The following is a 19,840-nucleotide window of genomic DNA, read 5'->3' as shown; positions in this document are numbered from 1 at the left end:
ATCATACCCAATATAACAGGGCTTTTTGTGTATCCGTTGTCTGGCTGGGCAACAGTATAGCACGGCGCTCGGTGTCGTTGGAAAGGGGTGCGCAGCTCCCGGCAACCCGCTATGCTGTTGGGCAAGGACCGCGGTGGCAGCGCAGGGCTCTGCCAGGCGCCTGCCGCACTCGCTCACTCAGGAGATTTCAGTGGCACAAACTGGCTTAGGCGTTGCGCTTCGCACGCTTCGAGAGCGACGAACGCTCTCACTTCGAGAGATGGCCCAGCTCTCATCCGTCGATCACGCATACGTCCATCGTCTGGAGACCGGCGAGAAAACCAGCCCATCCCAAGAACTGATCGGCAAGCTGCTCAAGGTGCTCAAGCCTGCCGAGCGCGACGCTGAGATGGTGAAATGGCTGGTCGACCATCCTGATGTCGATCCGGATTTGGTGGGTTATGTGCTGAGCCAGCCGGACATTGGAGCGGACATCTTTGCCGCGGCCGCAGGCGTTCGCCATCGTGGCAATGCTCGCCCGGACCCTGCGACGCTCATCGCCCGCATCAAACGCGCATTCGAAGAAGACGACGAGTAACCTTATGGACGAAGCCCAGGTTCAGCAGCGCGCCCGTGCCTTCATCTCCGACCTGGAGATCAGGGACGTGCGCGACGACCTGTCTGTCTACGTGAAGGCGGCCAACGCGAAGATCGTTAAGGACGAACTCGGCGAAGGTGAGTCTGGCTACACTGTCACGAAGCCCAATGGCAAACACGTCATCACAGTGAACTCGTTGGAGCCGGAGGAACGGCAACGCTTCACCATTTGCCACGAAATTGCCCACATCGAGTTGAGGCTGCCTTCTAGCCACGAGGAAGTCCCCTCATGGTCATACGCAAAGCGTCACATCAACGAGGTGATGTGCGATATCTTTGCAGCGGAATTGCTGATGCCCTACATGCAGTGGAAGGCGCTGGTGCCCAAGACTGAGCCCTCGCTGGACGTGCTCGAGTACATGGCTGGCCAATTCCGTACCTCGTTCCCCGCAGCGGCGTCTCGCTACGCGAACCTCGCGGACATCCCTTGTGCATACGTGACCATGGAGCGCGGAGCTATTCGCTATGCCGCTCGCTCCACGTTGCTACGCGAGGTCGGCGCTTGGATTGCGCCAAAGTCGCCTATCCCGCCAGGCTCGGTGGCGCACCGTTTGCGTCAGAGCGGGGCGAGCCAGGCAGAAACCGGCGAGGTAGCGCAAGACATATGGTTCGAGAACTGGGACAAGGGACTCGACCTGTGGGAGCTAGCTCGCCACTACGCGAGGACGGACACGACCGTCGCGCTGCTATGGTTCGAGGAAGAAGACCTGCCCGAAATCGAGAGGACGCGGTTTGGCGTTCGAACCGTCGAGGACGACGGCCTGAGCGAACTTACCGGCGAGTTGCCTTGGCCTGGCCGAAGCCGCCGTCGTTAGAGGTGCGCATGGAATGAAGACTAAGACCATGAAGGTTGAAGAACTGTCTTCGTCATCTCCCGCGTACCGTGACTAGTTAATTCTTGTGCTGCTGGGCGACAGTTTGAAGTTCTGCGCGACGGCAAATGGATTGCGGGGCGGTTCGAACGGCCGAAACGCAAATCCTCCGCCCCGGAATATCCCTACGGACCGGATCGAGCGCCTGTGGTGGTTCGCCCGCAGAAATCGTCGCACCGCGAAAGCGGACACTCGGGGTGGGTTGCCGCGGGGCGATGCTCAACGAGCGTTGCGGCCGATGTCCTTCCGAGGATTTCGTCGCGCGAACGGCCGTTCCACCTTACAAAGAGTCGTTGACCTTTCGGCGTGCCGTCGGTCCGTTCAGGGTCGTCTCATGCCATTTGCATCGCTGCGACGCCTGAGATGATCATCGCGTTCGGTCGTCGGGCGCCGAACGTTAAGGTTTATTCAACGTCTGCCGTCGGCCGGATGAATGTGCATACCTCCGCGCATGTCGGCAGACGTTGAATAAGCCTTAACGACTACGGCCGCCGACACCGAGTCAAGCATCTGATACTGTCCTGAGACGCCTAGCCCCAGCCCTATCGCTCTCGCAATACCGAGCCCACTCCTCCATCATCGCTCGTCTTCGCTCGAGCATATCGCCTCGCCGATAGGCGCCTTCGACCTTGCTCTCCACCGCGTGAGCAAGCGCCATCTCGGCGAGAGAATCCGGATACTCGGTGGACTCAGCGACCCAATCGCGAAAGGTCGATCGAAATCCATGCACCGTTATCTCGCCGTGCCCCATCCGCTCGAGCATATTGAGCATCGCCATATTCGATAGCGGCTTGCCCTTTCTTTGGCCCGGAAACAAATAGCCCTGCGCCGCTGTTTTCATCGCCTCGCGAACGATCCGAACCGCCGCCCCCGACAGGGGCACGCGCAATTCCTTTTCCATTTTCATTCGATCCGCGGGCACCGTCCAGATTCGCCGCTCCAAATCGAACTCTTCCGGCCTAGCAAGCAACGCCTCGGACGTACGCACGCAGGTAAGGATCAGCAAGTGTAGGACGCGAGCTGCCGGCGCCGGTCGCGCCGCGAGTTCGGCCATGAAGCCCGGAATTTCCGTGTACGGCAACGCTGGGTGATGTTTGACCTTCCGAGCCCGGTCACGCTTCGGCAAAATCTTGTCGAGGTGCCCGCGCCAACGCGCAGGGTTTTCACCGCTTCGCTTGCCGAGCGCTTTCGCCGCGTCGAGAATCGCTTCGATTCGTCCGCGGACACGGTTCGCCGTTTCCGGCTTCTTGACCCAAATGGGTTGGAGTACGCGTACGACCATCGGCGTGTCGACATCGCGCACATCGACCTTGCCGAGAATCGGATAGGCATACGTGGCGAGCGTGTTCTCCCACTGCTGACCGTGCTTCTTGTTTTTCCAACTGCCCTTATGGCCGGCAATGTAGTCTGCCGCCGCCTGGCTGAACACCAGCACATCGGGCGACGCTTGAGCTGCCCTCTCGCGCTCCGCCCTCCGCGCGTCGATAGGATCAACGCCCTCAGACAACAGCTTCCTGCAACGAGCAGCTTCGGCGCGCGCCTCAGCGAGCGATATGGACGACAGCGCCCCAAGGCCCATCTCACGAGAGCGCTTGGCAAGTTGATATCGGAAAATCCACGAGCGAGAACCGCTCAGGGTGATCTGTAGGTGAAGACCGCCGCCATCGGCGTAATAACCTGGATCGACTTCACGCGCCACTTGCAATGCGCTCAGCCGATGGAGCTTCCCAGATGCGCCCATTTCCTACCCCCAATCCTACCCCCAACTGATGGTGCGATTGTGCGAGTAGCGCTGAGAGGACGCAAGAGGATCTACACCCCCAACTTGCCCGCCAGATAAGGCTGAGCGAGATTTCCTGAGAACCGGCGAGAACGCCTGAGAAGCTTGACTGGCGGAGAGAGGGGGATTCGAACCCCCGATAGGCTGTTAACCTATACACGCTTTCCAGGCGTGCGACTTAAACCGCTCATCCATCTCTCCGAGAGCCGAGGATTATAGCAGAGTCTGAAAGCGGTGCGCACGCGTTCCTTGCATTCGACAACCGAGGTCTGGTCGCGCCTCTGCATCGGGCCACTTAGCCGAGCCTCACGACGGATTCGTCATAGAATCGGACCCGTCCTCGAACACCGACTCGGAGTTCCTCACATGACGCATTCCATCCACGGCAACAAGCGCTGGCTAGCGCTTATCGTTCTATGTCTCGGCGTGCTCATGATCGTGCTCGATACGACGATCGTCAACGTTGCGTTGCCATCGATCGCCGCGGATCTCGGCTTCACAGAAACGTCGCTGGTATGGGTCGTGAATGCGTACATGCTCACCTTCGGCGGCTGCCTGCTGCTGGGCGGACGCCTCGGCGATCTTTACGGCCATCGCAAGCTGTTCCTCGGCGGCATCACGCTCTTCACGCTCGCCTCCCTCGTCTGCGGCCTAGCCAACTCCCAAGGCCTACTGATCTGCGCCCGTGCCGTCCAAGGCTTGGGGGGCGCCGTCGTCTCCGCCGTTTCGCTGTCGCTCATCATGAATCTGTTCACCGAAACCGGCGAACGAGCCAAAGCGATGGGCGTGTACGGCTTCGTCTGCGCCGGTGGCGGCAGCATCGGCGTATTGCTCGGCGGGCTGCTCACGAACCTGCTCAGTTGGCACTGGATCTTCCTCGTGAACCTGCCCATCGGCATTGCCGTCTACGGGCTGTGCATGGCTCTCCTGCCGCCGGCGCCCGGCCATGCTCACGGCGAGCGGCTCGACGTGGCCGGCGCTGTGACCGTCACGGCTTCGTTGATGCTGGCCGTCTACGCCGTCGTCAACGGCAATGAAGCGGGTTGGACCTCGGCGCAAACGCTCGGCCTCTTGCTCGCCGCGCTCGTGCTGCTGGCGGTGTTTCTCGGCATCGAAGCACGCGCGCAGCATCCGTTGATGCCGCTCGCCCTCTTCCGCCTGCGCAACGTCGCGACAGCCAACATCGCCGGCGTGCTGTGGGCCGCGGCCATGTTCGCTTGGTTCTTCATCTCCGCGCTGTATCTGCAGCGCGTCCTCGGCTATCGCCCGTTGCAAGTCGGCTTGGCGTTCTTGCCGGCCAACCTGATCATGGCGTTGTTTTCGCTCGGCCTGTCGGCGCGCGTGGTGATGCGCTTCGGTCTGCGTCTTCCGCTTGCGGTAGGCCTGCTGGCCGCAGCATGCGGTCTAGCGCTGTTCGCACGCGCGCCCGTCGACGGCACCTTCGTATTCGACGTGTTGCCCGGCATGGTCCTGCTCGGCCTCGGCGCAGGCATTGCGTTCAATCCCATGCTGCTCGCCGCCATGAGCGACGTCGATCCGAGCGATTCCGGCCTCGCATCGGGCATCGTCAATACTTCATTCATGATGGGCGGCGCGCTCGGCCTCGCGGTGCTGGCAAGTCTCGCCGCCGCGCGCAGCGACGCGATGCAGGCCTCGGCAAGCGCAGTGACGGCGCTCAATAGCGGCTATCACGTCGCATTTTGGTTCGGGGCCATCTTCGCCGCAGCGGCAGGCACGATTGGCGGCTCGTTGCTGCGTCCGGGTCGGCCAAGCGGTGCAGACACGCAACCGGCTGCGGACAACGACAGCGCACCGGCAGCCGGCCATGCACCCACCAACAGAAAAGAGGCCACACGGGAACACTACTAATCGTTCGGCACACGCCTTTACGGATGCCGAATGTAATCGACAAGCGCCTTCGTATAAGCATCGGGCGCGCGATCGAACAAGCTCACCGCAATCGTCGCCACGAACCCAGCCGGAACACCGAATACGCCGGAACTGATCGGATCGATGCCGAACCATCGCTGCCCCGCGAACCCCGTCAGTTGCCTGAAATACGGATACGTCGAGACGATGTAATACACGCATACGCCCAAGCCCGCGAGCATGCCGGCCACCGCGCCGCGCTGGGTCGTGCGCTTCCAAAACACGCCGAGCACGAGCACGGGGAAGAAACTCGACGCCGCAAGAGAAAATGCGGCCCCCACCAAAAACAAGATGTTCCCCGTATTGAGCGACGCCACATACGAAGCCAACAACGCCACGCCCAGCAGCAATATCTTCGAAATCGTCACGCGCCGCTGACTAGACGCCGAGGGATCGACCATGTGGTAGTAGACATCGTGCGATAACGCATTGGCGATCGTCAGCAACAAACCATCGGCTGTCGATAACGCCGCGGCCAGCGCCCCCGCCGCAACCAATCCGGATATGACATACGGCAACCCCGCGATTTCCGGCGCCGCCAGCACCACCATATCGGGTTGCATTCGAATCGCCGACCAGCGGATCACGCCCTCGCCGCCCCCGTCGCCAATGCTCAGCAGCGCCGGCTCCGCGCGATGCCACTGCGTCACCCAAGCAGGCCAGTCGGACATCGGCCTGCCCACGAGATGCGTCAACACCTCGTACTTGATGAGCACCGCCAGCACCGGCGCGCTCAAATAGAACAACGCAATGAAAAACAACGTCCACGCAACCGAACGCCGCGCCGAGCCGACGGACGTCGTCGTGTGATAGCGCGTCAGAATGTGCGGCAAGCTCGCCGTGCCGAGCGACAAGCACAGCAACAGCGACAAAAAATTGCGTTCGTGGGTGCGCCGCTCATCGTCGTTAGCCGCGGGAAACGGCTCATGCATCGGCACCGGATCGGTCGCGCGCGCGAGCAGATCGTCGCGCGCCTGCGTCCAAACGATGCGCGCGGCGTGCGCATCGCGAGGAAAGGCTTCGAGCGCCGCCTCGCGCTGGTGAATCTCCCTGAGCGGCCCATTGCGGCGACGCAAGGTGTCGAGTTCGCGCATGAGGTGCGCTTTCTCGTCGAGATACGAACCCGGCAACGCCGCGATTTGCGCGTCGATGCGAGCGGCTCGGTCCCGATACGCCGCGCGCACGCTGCGCTCTTCAGGCGCGTCGCGCACCGCGCGGTCGAGCTTCTCCATGCGCTGCATGAGCCGGCCATAGGTCAGTTGCGGCACCCATCCGAGGCCATCTTTATGCGCGATCATCGACACCGGTATCAAGAACGCGCTGATGAGAATGATGTACTGCGCCACCTGCGTCCATGTCACCGCCCGCATGCCGCCTAGAAACGAACAAACGAGGATGCCGGCCAGCCCGCATGCAATGCCGATCGCGAAGTCCACGCCGATGAAGCGCGTCGCGATAAGCCCCACACCTTGAATCTGCGCGACGAGATAAACGAACGAACACAGAATGGCCGCCATCGCGGCGATACCTCGCACGACGTTGCTCGAATAGCGGGTGCCCAAAAAGTCGGGGATCGTATAGCGCGCGAGCTTGCGTACGTAAGGCGCAAGCAAGAACGCAACGAGGCAGTAGCCGCCCGTCCATCCCATCAGATAGGCGAGCCCGTCGTAGCCTGTCGCGTAGATCGAGCCGGCCAAGCCGATGAAGGAAGCGGCGGAAAGCCAGTCCGCCGCCGTCGCCATGCCGTTGAAGGCGGCGGGCACGCGCCGCCCCGCTACGTAGTATTCGACCAGATCGGACGTGCGCGACAGCAAGCCGATCACGGCGTACACGGCGATCGGCACGAATAGAAAGACATAGCCGACCCAAACACCCGGCCCGGCCACACGCTCGACATGCCACATCACATAGATGAACAGCAGGAAGCCGAACGTATAGAGCGCATACGCGCGCACCAGCCGGTTCACGAGCTTCATCGCGCGGCGTCCCTAGCGGCGTCGCTAGCGGCGTTTTCCATGGCGTCGCTCGCGGCATCGGCAGCGGCGGCCCGCCGCAAGCGCTGGTCAGCGCGCGTCATCGCCGCGATGTAAATGACGATTAGCAGCAAATAAATGAGAATCGCGCCCTGAGCGCCAAGGTAGAACGGCAACCGAAACCCGGCCACACGCACGCTCGACAACGTCCTCGCAAAGACCGGGACGACGAATGAGACGGCAAAGCCGATCAACATCAGCACGCTGATCAGCATCACGTTGAAGCGCCAGTAACGCCGATGGGCAGCGGCCATCGCGCGCGATACCGGAGGCGGTTCGAGCGAGGTTCGTGCAATGGGATCGAAAGAGCGTGGCGCGGCCATGCGCCTATGTATCAAAAAGGCGCGGCACGGGCAATCGGGATTGTCCGTGCCGCGCCTTATCGCCGCGCCGCAAGTGGCCTAAAACGAGAGCCGCACGCCCTGCCACGGCATGCGCGGCGCCGCCCGTCAACGCACCTGCGCGAGCTGATCGAGAATCGCGGGATTCTCCAGCGTCGAGACGTCTTGCGTGATCTCTTCGCCCTTGGCGAGCGAGCGCAGCAGGCGCCGCATGATCTTGCCGGAGCGCGTCTTCGGCAGGTTGTCGCCGAAGCGCACGTCCTTGGGCTTCGCGATCGGCCCGATCTCCTTGCCCACCCAAGCGCGCAACTCGTTGGCGAGCTTCACCGCCTCCTCGCCTTCCGGACGCGGCCGCTTGAGCACGACGAATGCGACGACGGCTTCCCCCGTCGTATCGTCGGGGCGGCCCACCACGGCCGCTTCGGCGACGATCGGGTTGGACACCAGCGCCGACTCGATCTCCATCGTCCCGAGGCGGTGGCCCGAGACGTTGAGCACGTCGTCGATGCGGCCCATGATCGTGAAGTAGCCCGTTTCCTTGTCACGCACGGAGCCATCGCCGGCCAGGTACAGCTTGCCCCCCAACTCGGCCGGGAAATAGCTCTTCTTGTAGCGTTCCGGATCGCCCCAGACGGTGCGCAGCATGGCCGGCCACGGCCGCTTCACGACCAGAATGCCGCCCTGCCCGTTCGGCACGTCCTGCCCCGTCTCATCGACGATCGCGGCCATGATGCCCGGCAGCGGCAAGGTGCAGGAGCCCGGCACGAGCGGCGTCGCCCCGGGCATCGGCGCGATCATGTGCCCGCCCGTTTCGGTCTGCCACCAGGTGTCGATCACGGGACAGCGCCCACCGCCCACTTGCTCCTGATACCAGATCCACGCTTCGGGGTTGATCGGCTCGCCGACGGTTCCGAGAATGCGCAAGCTCGACAAGTCGTAGCTCTTCGGATGCACCTTGGCGTCGGCCTCGGCGATTTTGATCAGCGAACGAATGGCCGTGGGCGCCGTATAGAAGATGCTGACCTTGTGCTTCTCGATCATGTTCCAGAAGCGGCCGCCGTCGGGGTATGTCGGCACGCCTTCGAACACGACCTGGGTCGCACCCAGCGCAAGCGGCCCATAGGTAATGTAGGTGTGGCCCGTGACCCAGCCGATATCGGCCGTGCACCAGAACACGTCCGACGGCTTCCAGTCGAACGTCCACTTGATGGTCTGCGCGGCCCACAGCAGGTAGCCGCCCGTGCTGTGCTGCACGCCCTTGGGTTTGCCCGTCGAGCCGGACGTATAGAGCACGAACAAGGGATGCTCCGCACCGACCCATTCGGGTTCGCAGGTATCGGCTTCCTGTGCGGCCGCCTCGTGCATCCAGATATCGCGCGATGCATTCCACTCGATCTTGCCGCCGGTGCGGCGATAGACGATCACGCTCTTGACGGCTTCGCATCCGCCCATCGCAAGCGCTTCGTCGGCGATCGCTTTGAGAGGTAAAGCCTTGCCGCCGCGCATCTGCTCGTCCGCCGTGACGAGCGCAACCGCGCCGACGTCCACGAGCCGCTCGTTGAGCGACTTGGACGAAAACCCGCCGAACACGACCGAATGCGGTGCGCCGATACGCGCGCAAGCCTGCATCGCAACGACGCCCTCGATGGACATCGGCATATAGATGACGACGCGATCGCCCTTCTTGACGCCGCGCCGCTTGAGCACATTGGCGAAGCGGCAGACGCGCTGCAACAAGTCTTGGTACGTGACGCGCGTGACGGCGCCGTCGTCGGCCTCGAAGACGATCGCCGTGCGATCGCCGTTGCCCGCTTGGACATGGCGATCCAGGCAGTTGTGCGACGCGTTCAGTTCGCCGTCCTCGAACCATGTGTAAAACGGCGCATTCGTTTCGTCTAGCACTTTGGTAAACGGCTTGCGCCACGTGAGCGTCTCGCGCGCGAGCTTCGCCCAAAAGCCGTCGTAATCCCGCTCGGCCTCGGCCATCAGCGCCCGGTATGCGTCCATTCCCGAAATCGTCGCCCCGGCCACCACTTCCGCGGACGGCGCGAACACCCGACTTTCGTGAAGAACAGATTCAATCGCAGACATCGACAACTCCCTTATGGACAAGATGAAACCTGAATCCGGCGCCAGCCGTTTTCGGCAGCGAACGCATGCCGCAAGGCCGCGCGAGAAAGCATGAATGCCGCTTCGCAGCGAAGGCGGCCGCGGTGGTGCAGTATTCGGCAAAGACCGGCGCCATCAGCGCCGCTGACCGCCGAACCGATACGTGGCGCCGCGTCCCGCTCCGATAGTAGTCACCGCACAGTAAAGGCAACAACTTACCGGCTACTTACAATGCGCGCCATAGACCGTTCGGACGGTTCGGTGAAACGCCAAGCGCGTTGCGGGGCCTCGCTCCGCGGGCTCCCTGCGGGTTTACGCTGCCGCACGCATACTCCTACAATGCTAGTCGAACTTTCCCCTTGGGTTACAGCTTGAATCGATACGCCTGGTTCCTCATCGCCGCGATGCTGCTCGTCGGCAGCAACGTCGGCATCGGCAAGTCGATCGTCGCTTTCGTCCCCGTGCTCGTGTTCGCGTTGCTGCGCTTCGTCATAGCGCTCGCCGTGCTCTGGCCGCTGCTGCGGCCGTCGAAGATGCGGCGGGTCGCGCGCGGCGAATGGCTCAATTTGTTTCTACAAGCGCTGTTCGGTACATTCGGGTTTACGCTGCTCATGCTGAGCGGCGTGGCGCGAACGAGCGCCGTCGCCGCCGGCGTCATCACGAGCACCATCCCCGCCGTCGTCGCGCTGTTCGCATGGGTGTTCCTAGGCGAACGGCCCAACCTGCGCGCAGTTGCGTCGATCACGCTCGCAATGGTCGGCATCGTCGCCGTCAATCTATCTCAAACGCAAGCGTCGAATGGTGCGGTTTCCCATACCGGATCGCTCATCGGCAACCTCATGGTGCTGGGCGCCGTCTGCTGCGAATCGCTCTATGTCATTTTGTCGCGGCGACTCACCCAAACGCTCGCCGCCATCGATATTTGCGCCTACACACATTTATTCGGGTTTTTGCTGATGCTGCCGCTCGGCGTCAAAGCGCTAGCCGGCTTCGACTATGGCGCCGTGCCCTCCGGCATCTGGGCGCTGACGCTCTGGTATGGACTTTCCGCCAGCATCTTTTCCTTTTGGCTGTGGATGAAAGGCATTCGCCACGTGCATGGCTCGCTCGCGGGCGTCTTCAGCGCCGTCCTGCCGATTGCCGCGGCGGCCTACGGCATCGTGTTCCTGCACGAGCGTCCGACGCTCGCCCACGGCATCGCGCTGGCGTGCGTCGTCACCGGCATCGCGATCGCGAGCGTCAACCTCCAGCGTTCGCCGCCCGTCGCACCCTGAAAGCAGGCCGCCGAGCGGCGCGGGTGGGACGGCCGCTTGCGCAGCGCGGTACAATAACGCGTTTTTTTGCGCGCTTTCGAAGCCCTTCCGGGCTCGTTAAAAGTGCGATTGTTTCGACTTGCCGCTCCGTCCCCACAGCACCCAGCCATGACAGTCATCAAACAGGAAGACCTCATCCAGAGCGTCGCCGACGCGCTGCAGTACATCAGCTACTACCATCCGCTCGACTACATCCAGGCGCTCGGCCGTGCGTATGAGCTCGAACAGAGCCCTGCCGCGAAAGACGCGATCGCGCAGATCCTGACGAACAGCCGCATGTGCGCCGAAGGCCACCGGCCGATCTGCCAGGACACCGGCATCGTCACGGTCTTTTTGAAGATCGGCATGGACGTGCGTTGGGGCAGCGAGACCGGCGCGGCCACGATGAGCGTGACCGACATGGTCAACGAAGGCGTGCGCCGCGGCTATCTGAATCCCGACAACGTGTTGCGCGCCTCGATCGTCAATCCGCCCGAAGGCGCCCGCAAGAACACGAAGGACAATACGCCGGCCGTCATCCATTACGAGATCGTGCCCGGCGACAAAGTCGACGTGCAGGTCGCAGCCAAGGGCGGCGGCTCGGAAAACAAGTCGAAGTTCGCGATGCTGAACCCGTCCGATTCGATCGTCGATTGGGTCTTGAAGACCGTGCCGACGATGGGCGCGGGCTGGTGCCCGCCCGGCATGCTCGGCATCGGCATCGGCGGCACGGCCGAGAAGGCGATGCTGATGGCCAAGGAATCGCTGATGGATCCCATCGACATCCAGGACATCATCGCGCGCGGCCCCCGCGATTGGATCGAAGAGCTGCGCGTCGAGTTGCACGAGAAAGTGAACGCGCTCGGCATCGGCGCACAGGGCCTCGGCGGTTTGGCAACGGTGCTCGACGTGAAGATCATGGCCGCGCCCACGCACGCGGCGTCCAAACCGATCGCCATCATCCCGAACTGCGCGGCGACGCGCCATGCGCACTTCACGCTCGACGGCACGGGAGCGGCCCATCTCGAAGCGCCGCCGCTCGACGCTTGGCCGAAGGTGCATTGGCAACCGAACACGGAGACGAGCAAGCGCGTCGATCTGAACACGCTCACGCCGGAGGAAGTCGCGAGTTGGAAGCCGGGGCAAACGCTGCTGCTGTCGGGCAAGATGCTGACGGGGCGCGACGCGGCGCACAAGCGCATCGCCGACATGCTGGCCAAGGGTGAGAAGCTGCCGGTCGACTTCACGAATCGCGTGATCTATTACGTCGGCCCGGTCGACCCGGTCCGCGATGAAGTGGTGGGGCCGGCCGGCCCGACCACGGCCACGCGCATGGACAAGTTCACCGAAATGATGCTCGCGCAAACGGGGCTCATCTCGATGGTCGGCAAGGCCGAGCGCGGCCCCGTCGCCATCGACGCGATCAAGAAGCACAAGGCGGCCTACCTGATGGCAGTGGGCGGCGCGGCATACCTCGTGTCGAAGGCGATTCGCGGAGCGAAGGTGCTCGCGTTCGAAGACCTCGGCATGGAAGCCATCTACGAGTTCGACGTCGCCGATATGCCGGTGACGGTCGCCGTCGATTCGACCGGCACTTCGGTGCACCAAACGGGTCCGAAGGAGTGGCAAGCCAAGATCGGCAAGCTCCCGGTCGTCACGGCGTAAGCGGTCTATCTCTAAAGAGAGCGCTTTGCTTGACGAGGAAAGCCGGGTGAATTCTCGGCTTTTCCGATGGCACACTTATCCGTCCGGCCAGTGCGGAGCATCAAACCTTGGCTTTTGCGGGTTGAGCGTTTATCGTTGGCGTTCGACAGACACGGCCCACACGAAGGAACCGACATGCAAGGCGATATCAAAGTCATCGAATACCTGAACGCGCAACTGAAGAACGAACTGACGGCGATCAACCAGTACTTCCTTCATGCGCGCATGTACAAGCATTGGGGGCTCGAAAAGCTCGGCAAACACGAGTACGACGAGTCGATCGGCGAAATGAAGCATGCCGACATGCTGATCGAACGCATTTTCATGCTCGACGGCCTGCCCAATCTGCAAGACTTGCACAAGCTGCTGATCGGCGAAGAAACCAAAGAAATTCTCGAGTGCGATTTGAAGCTCGAGCAAGGCTCTCAGGCAACGTGCAAGGAAGCGATCGCTTATTGCGAATCGGTTCGGGACTTCGTCTCTCGAGGCATTTTCTCGACGATCCTCGACGATACCGAAGAGCACATCGATTGGCTGGAGACGCAACTCGATTTGATCGACAAGATCGGCATCCAGAACTACCAGCAATCGGCGATGGGCTCGTCCTCCGAGTCCTGATCGAGTCGATGACGCACGCCTGAGCCGCCCGCCATGATCGTTCAGCACGAATCCCCCTCCCCCGCGCCCGCGTCGCCGGGCAACCAAGCGCCGATCGGCATTTTCGATTCGGGGCTCGGCGGGTTGTCGGTGCTACGCGCCGTCCGGGCTCAACTGCCGCATGAAGCGCTGCTCTATGTCGCCGATTCGCAGCATGCGCCCTACGGCTCGCGCGATAACGAGTTCATTACCGCGCGCACGCTTGCCATCGGCAAATGGCTCGCCTCGCAAGGGGCCAAGGCGCTCGTCGTCGCCTGCAATACGGCAACGGCCGAGTCGATCGCGCTCGCACGCGCGCAACTATCGATCCCGATCATCGGCGTCGAGCCCGGCATCAAGCCAGCGGCCAGTCAATCGGCGTCGCGCATCGCGGGCGTTCTGGCAACGCAGGTCACGTTGCGCAGCGAGCGCTTCCGCTCGTTGATCGAGCGTTACGCGTCCGATTGTCGGTTCATTTGCCAGCCGGGGCACGGGCTCGTGGAAGCCGTCGAACGGTGCGAAACCGACACGCCCGCAGTGCGGGCTTTGCTTGCAAGCTATATCGAGCCGATGCTGACGGCCGGGGCGGATACGCTCGTGCTGGGCTGCACGCACTACCCGTTTCTCGATACCGCGATACGTGAGATCGCCGGGTCGCGGCTGGCCCTCGTCGATACCAGCGTGGCCATCGCGAAGCAACTCGAGCGCGTGCTCGATGCGAACGCTTTGCGCGCGCCGGCTGGCGTGCTTGCGCCGCCATCGCGACTGTGTTCGACCGGCGACGGAGCGCACTTGCACAGGCTCGCATCGACGCTGCTCGGGCTGGATGCACTGGTGGAACGCGTGACGATTGATACGCACCCAGTCGTCCACGGCAACCCCGAGGCGGCCTGAGCGCTGCGCGTTCCTGCCGAGCAGGCGTCGCCGGCCACTTCGACGTTCAACGTTCGCGTCGGCTTTCTCCGGTTGTAAATTAGGGTCGCACGCCTATCAGGGGTGTTGCTCCGTTGATACAAAAAATCGGACGCTGCGCTTGCCAAGCACAGAAAACGTAATGATAATAGTTCGCATTAACGTTTTGCTGTAATCAAGCCATGATCGTCTGTGTGTGCAAGTCCGTATCCGACCGCAAGATCCGCGCAGCTATCGCGGACGGCGCCGGCACATTCGAAGAATTGCAATTCGAGCTGGGTGTGGCGACGTGCTGCGGCAAATGCGAGCAGTCGGTGCGCGAAGTGATGGCTCAGTGCGGCATTTGCGAAAGCCAATGCGGCGTCGAGCGGCAGGCCCCGGCTCAACCCGCTCACGTAACGTTTTACGAGCGCAAAGCTGCCTAAGTACGCGGCACACACCTTTTCCGCTTCCTCATCGGCACGCCAGTTCGCTACCGCCAGCAGCCGCCCGTTTCGCTCAAGGAGTTCGAGATGGAATTGCTTATCGGTTTCGTTGCGACGGTGTGCATCTCTTGGTTGATCTGCCGCCCCTAGTTCGCATCCGGCCAATTGCGGATGCAGCCTCGCACCACGTTCGCGATAAGATGCAAGCTTCCCTCTTGCTGCTCGGCTTTGTGCCGGTCGCATTTTCGGCATGTTCCCTTCGCGCATCGTCCCCGCTTTCGTTTTTGTGGCTCTCGCCCACGCGGTGCTGCTCGCCATCCTCGCGGGCCACACCAACGCACCGGCTCCCCGGCAATTGCAGTCCACGGCCATGATGGCGCAGTTGCTCACGCTCACGCCCGCGCCCAATGCGGACCGCACGCTCGCGCCGCCCATTTCCGAGCAATCCGCCCGAACACGGCAGCCTCGAACGAACAGCCGCCCAGCGCAACACGGCGGGCCACGGCATGCGCCGGAGCCGCCCGCTACCGTAGTTCGACCTGCGGCCAATGCCGCGCCGTACCCTACCGCACAAGCACCGGCCGCGACGCCGGATCAACCCGTCAGGCAGGCCGCGCAGGCCACTGCGACCGCAGGCCCAGCAAGTGCCGCGAACAACGCCGCCCACCAGCCGGAAGCGGCGCCCGCGAACGCCGCCACGGCAGCAGCGTCCGCTGCACGCGAGACGATCGCGTTGGCTGCACCGAAGCGCGTCGAGCGCGCGGACTGCCGCATCGTCAAACCGTCGTACCCCGAATTGTCCAAGCGGCGCGAGGAAACCGGCACCGCGACCGTGCGGTTCGTCATCGATACGACCGGCGCAATCGGCAATATCAAGCTGGTCGAGAGCAGCGGCTTTTCACGCCTCGACGACGCAGCCATGCAAGCCCTGAGGGAAAGTGCGTGCCGCCCTTACGATGAAAACGGCGCCCCAATACGCGTCTCGTACGAACAAGCCTTCACGTTCGGGCTCGACGACGATTGACCGGCGGCTGGGGCCATCGCACCGGCACTTGCGCCATCGCCTCGCTCCTATGCAGGGGCGGCACGAGCCGTGTTTTCCGACTGCCGAACATGTGTTCGAGCGCGATCGCGCGGGCCACCGGCCACTGCGCATCGGCGGCGAAGATGCAGGGGATATGAAGTAAAAGGCCCTCATCGGGCGATGAGGGCCTTTTTTTGCGCGCACGCAGCGCCTTCGGGCGGCGGACTCGTTGGCCATCGGACTGGCTCGAGCACCGCATGCGATCGCCGTACCCTGTACGAACCACGCTTTCAGCCCTATCAGGCTCGCTATAAAAGCAGCCGTCTGGTTTCGCATTGGACACCCCAACGCGAAGGCACTTCACTATAGATCGGTGCGCTCCACGCTACAAGACGGGCGCCATTGAAACTACTGATCGCCAAGCGCAGCTTAAATGGCAAAAACGATGCGCTCAGGCGCTCGCCTCATCACCGTGCGGGCTCGGCCACCGTCGCCGGCACGGCCATACTCGCCAATTGCGCTGCCTTGAACTGCTCGCGAGTCGGACATTCGGCCATTTTGTGAGTATTTTCGTCGAGCTTTTCGACGAGATAGTCGACGAATGCGCGCACCGCCGGCACCATGCCTTGCCGCGATACGAACACGGCAAAAAGCTGCGGCGTCGGCAGCATCCACCCTGGCATGACGGGGGACAACTGGCCCGCGCGCAACGCCGCACCGTACATCATCTCCGGCAGCGCAGCGATGCCGATGCCGTCGAGCACTGCTTCTCGTATCGTCGACAAATCGGCCGTGACGAGACGGGGCTCGTGCTCGTGAACATGCCGATGCCCGTCGGGCGCGATGAGGGTAAAAACGTGACGGCCATCCGCACTGGGCGTGTCGAGCGTCTCGAAACGCCCCAAATCGGCCGGGGAAACGGGCGGCGCGTGTTGGCTCAGGAGACTCGGCGCACCGACCAGCAGTTGCTGCGTCCGCCACAACGGCCGCACGACGATGTTTGCATTGTCCGGCGGATCCGAACGCACACGCAGCGCCACGTCGATCGAATCCTCGTAAAGATCGATGACGCGATTGGTCACACGGATCGAGACGCGCACCTCGGGATAGCGCAGCAGAAATTCGGGGAGGATATTCGAGAGGATCGTCTGCGATACCGTGACCGGCACGCTCACGCGCACGGTGCCTCGCGGCGCCGAGCGCAGCTCTTGCACGGCATTCATCGCCGCTTGCGCTTCGGCAAGCATGACTTGGCAATGCCGAAAGAAGCGCTCGCCTGCCTCCGTCAGCGAAAGCTTGCGTGTAGAGCGCTGGAGCAAGCGCACGCCGATCGACGTTTCGAGTTCGGCCACGCGCCGGGAGAGGCGAGATTTGGAAATGCCCAGCACGCGCTCGGCAGCCGAAAACCCACCGTGCTCGACGACTTGCGCGAAGTACATCAAATCATTGAGATTTTGCGAATCGAGTTGCATGTCATCGTTCCAACGGTAGGACAATCCATTGCTGCGGCTACGGCTAAAACGCGCGCGCACCGGTTCATATAATAGACCTCACCTGCTGAACCAACGCCCACGCGTTTCACCGAGGATCATCGTTCATGGCCATATCCCGCACGGTTCGCCACACCATCGCGGCTGTTCGCACGGTCGAGGGAGGCGGTTTCGTCGTTCATCGGCCGTTCCCGACCCGCATGTTATCGGACTTCGATCCGTTCCTGCTGCTCGACGAAATGGGTCCCGTCGACTATGCGCCAGGCCAAGCGAAGGGCGCGCCCGACCATCCGCATCGTGGCTTCGAAACCGTCACGTACCTGCTCGAAGGTAGTTTCGCGCATCGAGATTCCGCCGGCCATCGCGGTGTGCTTCGTCCCGGCGACGTGCAGTGGATGACGGCCGGCGCCGGCGTCGTGCATAGCGAAATGCCGGACCCCGCGTTCGCTCGGGGCGGAGGCCGCGTGCACGGATTGCAGTTATGGGTGAACTTGCCGCGAAAAGACAAGATGATCGAGCCGCGCTATCAGGAAATTCCGTCGCAGCGTATCCCGACGGCGACAAGCAGCGACGGTAAAATCAGCGTCCGGGTCATCGCAGGCGAAGCGCTCGGCGTCAAAGCGGTGATCGAAACGCGCACGCCCATCCTGTACCAACATTTCACGCTCGAGGCGGGCGCATCGATTACGCAACCGGTGCCGCGCGCTTATCGCGTCTTCGCGTACGCGCTGAACGGTACGGGACGCTACGGCGACGAACAGCGCGAAATCGGCGCGCAGCGGATGGTGGTGTTCGGCGATGACGGCGATGCCGTTACGCTAGCCGCGGGTGCGGATCGACTCGACGTTCTGCTGATCGGCGGGGTGCCGTTGAACGAGCCGGTCGTGCGGCATGGCCCCTTCGTCATGAACACGGAAGACGAAATCCGACAAGCCATCGTCGACTATCAAGCCGGACGGATGGGCCAGATCGCTCATTGAAGCGGCAACGGCCGGCACCGCGGTGCGGACCGCACCGCGGCGCGAATGTCCGCGAATTGCGTCACAATAGCCGCTCGCGCCACACGAGCATGCAAGCAGACCGCCCGGACGGCGCACTTTCCAGGAGGATGGGCATGAGCGAGCGCGTTGTCACGGCAACCATCGGTGCGGTTAACTATCAAGTCGACTTCGACGACGGCGCCCATCATTTGTGGCACGCCGACGAGCCCACCGCGCTGGGCGGCGGCGACCGCGCACCCACCCCGGTATCGCTCTTGCTCTCCGGTTTGGGCGCCTGCACGTCCATCACGTTGAAAATGTATGCGCAGCGCAAAGGCTGGCCGCTCGCGGACGTACACGTGTCGTTATCGATAAGAACCGGCGATTTGGGCTCGACGATCGATCGCAAAATCGTCTTGCACGGCGAACTCACCGATGAGCAACGAGAGCGTCTGCTGCAAATCGCGAACGCGTGTCCCGTTCATAGGATCTTGACGCGCCCGATCGAGATCAACACGGGGCTCGCCACCACGTTGCCTGCTATGCCAGACGACGCGTAAGCAACCCGTACGCCGTATGCGAACAGCAGAAGGAATATCACTTGAATTTTGAACACCTCGTCCAAATCAACGATCCGCTCAACCCGCTTGCGGAAACGCTGACGCGCGAGCAGCTGTGGGAAGGTCTCGTGCTGCGCGCCGAGCAACCCCAGCTCTTCGTCCTGGGACTCGACAGTTGCACGATCCTGTCGCGCACGGGCGATACGCTCGAGCGCGAATTGCACTACGGCCATGCGACAGTGCGCGATCGCGTGACACTTAAGCCGCGTGAGAGCGTGCGCTACGACATTCTCGCGACGGAAGCTTATGTCGGAGGGTCGCTCACGATGACAATCGAGCAGCCGGACGCGCTGCAACTGTTTCTGCGGTTCGAATACGAAACGACGCTGCCCACACCCGATACGGAAGACGCCCGGCAAACCAGCGAGATCGTGAAATCGGCCTACCGTGAAGCCGATATCGACACCGTGCGCCTCATTCGCGAATACTCCCGCGCCCCGCAGCGACCCGACGCGCTTCACTGACACGGCACGCAGCGCGGATCGCTCGGAGAGACGGCCATCGGGCGCGATGGGCGCGCCCTATCGATACCCTATCTCAATGAATTTGTTTTTTGCAATCGATAATGATTCTCATTTATAATTCTTCTCATCGAATCTCCCAACACGCTAAGAGCATGAGCGAACCCACTCGGCAGCCTGTGTTAACGTTGAAAGCGTCCACCAGCAGTTCAGCGCGTCCGCGCTCGGCAAGCCGGTGGCCTGCAGCGCTCGTCACGCCGCGAACCGGTGCTCAAACCGGCACTCATTCCGAAAAGCACCGCGAAATGCACCGCGAAGCGGAATATCACTCCCCGCGGAGCGCGGAGAAAACGGAACGCACGCTTTCGAGCGATCACCTATTGCAAGGCCAACCTCTCGTCTTCATCGCTCACAACGGCGAACGGTATCAGTTGCGCCAGACGCGTCTTGGCAAGCTCATTCTGACGAAGTAAGTACCGGGTATTGTGGGGACCACCTCTTCGAGAGGTGTTAGGCAGTAGCCAGCGCAACGGCAAGCACGCGAGTCTAGACCCCTTCGTGCGCAGTTTTCAGCTACGTTGCAGCCAGCCATGCCG

Annotated in this window: 18 protein-coding genes and 1 tRNA gene; 13 read left to right on the top strand and 6 right to left on the bottom strand. The window is 62.5% G+C overall.

Annotated features, from left to right (window positions below; genetic code table 11):
- The first annotated feature begins 133 nt into the window (after positions 1–133).
- Positions 134–577, top strand: coding sequence for a helix-turn-helix domain-containing protein (locus QQS38_RS13800; RefSeq protein WP_479645927.1), 444 nt, complete (start codon positions 134–136; stop codon positions 575–577).
- Between the two features lie 4 nt (positions 578–581).
- On the top strand, positions 582–1,451 hold the full coding sequence (locus QQS38_RS13795; protein ID WP_479645926.1) for an ImmA/IrrE family metallo-endopeptidase: 870 nt from the start codon (positions 582–584) through the stop codon (positions 1,449–1,451).
- A gap of 559 nt (positions 1,452–2,010) precedes the next feature.
- Here QQS38_RS13795 and QQS38_RS13790 read toward each other — a convergent pair.
- Both QQS38_RS13790 and QQS38_RS13785 read right to left on the bottom strand, forming a co-directional pair.
- Complete coding sequence (locus QQS38_RS13790) at positions 2,011–3,249, bottom strand: tyrosine-type recombinase/integrase (RefSeq protein WP_479645925.1); 1,239 nt, start codon at positions 3,247–3,249, stop codon at positions 2,011–2,013.
- Between the two features lie 149 nt (positions 3,250–3,398).
- Positions 3,399–3,489, bottom strand: a tRNA-Ser gene (locus tag QQS38_RS13785).
- Between the two features lie 165 nt (positions 3,490–3,654).
- Here QQS38_RS13785 and QQS38_RS13780 point away from each other — a divergent pair.
- Complete coding sequence (locus tag QQS38_RS13780) at positions 3,655–5,157, top strand: DHA2 family efflux MFS transporter permease subunit (RefSeq protein ID WP_479645924.1); 1,503 nt, start codon at positions 3,655–3,657, stop codon at positions 5,155–5,157.
- A gap of 17 nt (positions 5,158–5,174) precedes the next feature.
- On the opposite strand, the gene QQS38_RS13775 is transcribed toward QQS38_RS13780, so the two are convergent.
- The 3 genes from QQS38_RS13775 to acs form a co-directional block, all read right to left on the bottom strand.
- Positions 5,175–7,193 (bottom strand): sodium:solute symporter family protein, encoded by a 2,019-nt coding sequence (locus QQS38_RS13775; protein WP_479645923.1) that lies wholly within the window; start codon positions 7,191–7,193, stop codon positions 5,175–5,177.
- Entirely contained in the window at positions 7,190–7,504 is a 315-nt protein-coding gene (locus tag QQS38_RS13770) for a DUF4212 domain-containing protein (protein ID WP_479645922.1), read from the bottom strand. The genes QQS38_RS13775 and QQS38_RS13770 overlap by 4 nt, the downstream gene beginning before the upstream one ends.
- Positions 7,505–7,699: 195 nt before the next feature.
- A complete protein-coding gene (gene acs / locus QQS38_RS13765) occupies positions 7,700–9,682 on the bottom strand; it encodes an acetate--CoA ligase (RefSeq protein ID WP_479645921.1) in 1,983 nt (660 codons plus the stop codon).
- A 389-nt stretch (positions 9,683–10,071) separates the two neighbouring features.
- On the opposite strand from acs, the gene QQS38_RS13760 reads away from it, so the two are divergent.
- The 6 genes from QQS38_RS13760 to QQS38_RS13735 all read left to right on the top strand — a co-directional run bounded on the left by QQS38_RS13760 (position 10,072) and on the right by QQS38_RS13735 (position 15,693).
- Positions 10,072–10,974 carry a DMT family transporter gene (locus QQS38_RS13760; RefSeq protein WP_479645979.1) on the top strand — a complete coding sequence of 301 codons (903 nt, stop codon included), beginning with the start codon at positions 10,072–10,074 and terminating at the stop codon, positions 10,972–10,974.
- A 147-nt stretch (positions 10,975–11,121) separates the two neighbouring features.
- Positions 11,122–12,657 carry a fumarate hydratase gene (locus QQS38_RS13755; RefSeq protein WP_479645920.1) on the top strand — a complete coding sequence of 512 codons (1,536 nt, stop codon included), beginning with the start codon at positions 11,122–11,124 and terminating at the stop codon, positions 12,655–12,657.
- A 174-nt stretch (positions 12,658–12,831) separates the two neighbouring features.
- Positions 12,832–13,314 carry a bacterioferritin gene (gene bfr / locus QQS38_RS13750; RefSeq protein ID WP_479645919.1) on the top strand — a complete coding sequence of 161 codons (483 nt, stop codon included), beginning with the start codon at positions 12,832–12,834 and terminating at the stop codon, positions 13,312–13,314.
- A gap of 33 nt (positions 13,315–13,347) precedes the next feature.
- Entirely contained in the window at positions 13,348–14,226 is an 879-nt protein-coding gene (gene murI, locus QQS38_RS13745; RefSeq protein WP_479645918.1) for a glutamate racemase, read from the top strand.
- A 200-nt stretch (positions 14,227–14,426) separates the two neighbouring features.
- Positions 14,427–14,669: a (2Fe-2S)-binding protein gene (locus QQS38_RS13740; protein WP_479645917.1), complete on the top strand. Its 243-nt coding sequence runs from the start codon at positions 14,427–14,429 to the stop codon at positions 14,667–14,669.
- 286 nt (positions 14,670–14,955) lie between these two features.
- The gene (locus tag QQS38_RS13735) at positions 14,956–15,693 is read left to right on the top strand and encodes an energy transducer TonB (protein WP_479645978.1); all 738 of its coding nucleotides are present in this window, start codon (positions 14,956–14,958) and stop codon (positions 15,691–15,693) included.
- Positions 15,694–16,160: 467 nt separating this feature from the next.
- Here QQS38_RS13735 and QQS38_RS13730 read toward each other — a convergent pair whose 3' ends face one another.
- On the bottom strand, positions 16,161–17,165 hold the full coding sequence (locus QQS38_RS13730; RefSeq protein ID WP_479645916.1) for a LysR family transcriptional regulator: 1,005 nt from the start codon (positions 17,163–17,165) through the stop codon (positions 16,161–16,163).
- Positions 17,166–17,290: 125 nt separating this feature from the next.
- Here QQS38_RS13730 and QQS38_RS13725 point away from each other — a divergent pair, with 125 nt between their 5' ends.
- The 4 genes from QQS38_RS13725 (at position 17,291) to hemP (ending at position 19,717) form a co-directional block, all read left to right on the top strand.
- A complete protein-coding gene (locus QQS38_RS13725) occupies positions 17,291–18,163 on the top strand; it encodes a pirin family protein (protein WP_479645915.1) in 873 nt (290 codons plus the stop codon).
- A 134-nt stretch (positions 18,164–18,297) separates the two neighbouring features.
- Complete coding sequence (locus tag QQS38_RS13720; protein ID WP_479645914.1) at positions 18,298–18,723, top strand: OsmC family protein; 426 nt, start codon at positions 18,298–18,300, stop codon at positions 18,721–18,723.
- Positions 18,724–18,764: 41 nt separating this feature from the next.
- Positions 18,765–19,247, top strand: a complete 483-nt coding sequence (locus QQS38_RS13715) for an SRPBCC family protein (protein ID WP_479645913.1) — start codon at positions 18,765–18,767, stop codon at positions 19,245–19,247.
- 101 nt (positions 19,248–19,348) lie between these two features.
- Positions 19,349–19,717 carry a hemin uptake protein HemP gene (gene hemP / locus QQS38_RS13710; protein ID WP_479645977.1) on the top strand — a complete coding sequence of 123 codons (369 nt, stop codon included), beginning with the start codon at positions 19,349–19,351 and terminating at the stop codon, positions 19,715–19,717.
- Positions 19,718–19,840 lie beyond the last annotated feature (123 nt).

The organism is Trinickia sp. Z7, from assembly GCF_056498045.1.
The sequence above is the reverse complement of the archived record's forward strand: the minus strand, read 5'-3'. Positions and strand labels throughout refer to the sequence as shown.

Excerpts from the sequence above, each read along its gene's own strand:
- QQS38_RS13795 (WP_479645926.1), top strand. The coding sequence starts at position 582 with ATGGACGAAGCCCAGGTTCAGCAGCGCGCCCGTGCCTTCATCTCCGAC.
- QQS38_RS13790 (WP_479645925.1), bottom strand. The coding sequence starts at position 3,249 with ATGGGCGCATCTGGGAAGCTCCATCGGCTGAGCGCATTGCAAGTGGCG.
- QQS38_RS13780 (WP_479645924.1), top strand. The coding sequence starts at position 3,655 with ATGACGCATTCCATCCACGGCAACAAGCGCTGGCTAGCGCTTATCGTT.
- QQS38_RS13775 (WP_479645923.1), bottom strand. The coding sequence starts at position 7,193 with ATGAAGCTCGTGAACCGGCTGGTGCGCGCGTATGCGCTCTATACGTTC.
- QQS38_RS13770 (WP_479645922.1), bottom strand. The coding sequence starts at position 7,504 with ATGGCCGCTGCCCATCGGCGTTACTGGCGCTTCAACGTGATGCTGATC.
- acs (WP_479645921.1), bottom strand. The coding sequence starts at position 9,682 with ATGTCTGCGATTGAATCTGTTCTTCACGAAAGTCGGGTGTTCGCGCCG.
- QQS38_RS13755 (WP_479645920.1), top strand. The coding sequence starts at position 11,122 with ATGACAGTCATCAAACAGGAAGACCTCATCCAGAGCGTCGCCGACGCG.
- bfr (WP_479645919.1), top strand. The coding sequence starts at position 12,832 with ATGCAAGGCGATATCAAAGTCATCGAATACCTGAACGCGCAACTGAAG.
- murI (WP_479645918.1), top strand. The coding sequence starts at position 13,348 with ATGATCGTTCAGCACGAATCCCCCTCCCCCGCGCCCGCGTCGCCGGGC.
- QQS38_RS13740 (WP_479645917.1), top strand. The coding sequence starts at position 14,427 with ATGATCGTCTGTGTGTGCAAGTCCGTATCCGACCGCAAGATCCGCGCA.
- QQS38_RS13730 (WP_479645916.1), bottom strand. The coding sequence starts at position 17,165 with ATGCAACTCGATTCGCAAAATCTCAATGATTTGATGTACTTCGCGCAA.
- QQS38_RS13725 (WP_479645915.1), top strand. The coding sequence starts at position 17,291 with ATGGCCATATCCCGCACGGTTCGCCACACCATCGCGGCTGTTCGCACG.
- QQS38_RS13720 (WP_479645914.1), top strand. The coding sequence starts at position 18,298 with ATGAGCGAGCGCGTTGTCACGGCAACCATCGGTGCGGTTAACTATCAA.
- hemP (WP_479645977.1), top strand. The coding sequence starts at position 19,349 with ATGATTCTCATTTATAATTCTTCTCATCGAATCTCCCAACACGCTAAG.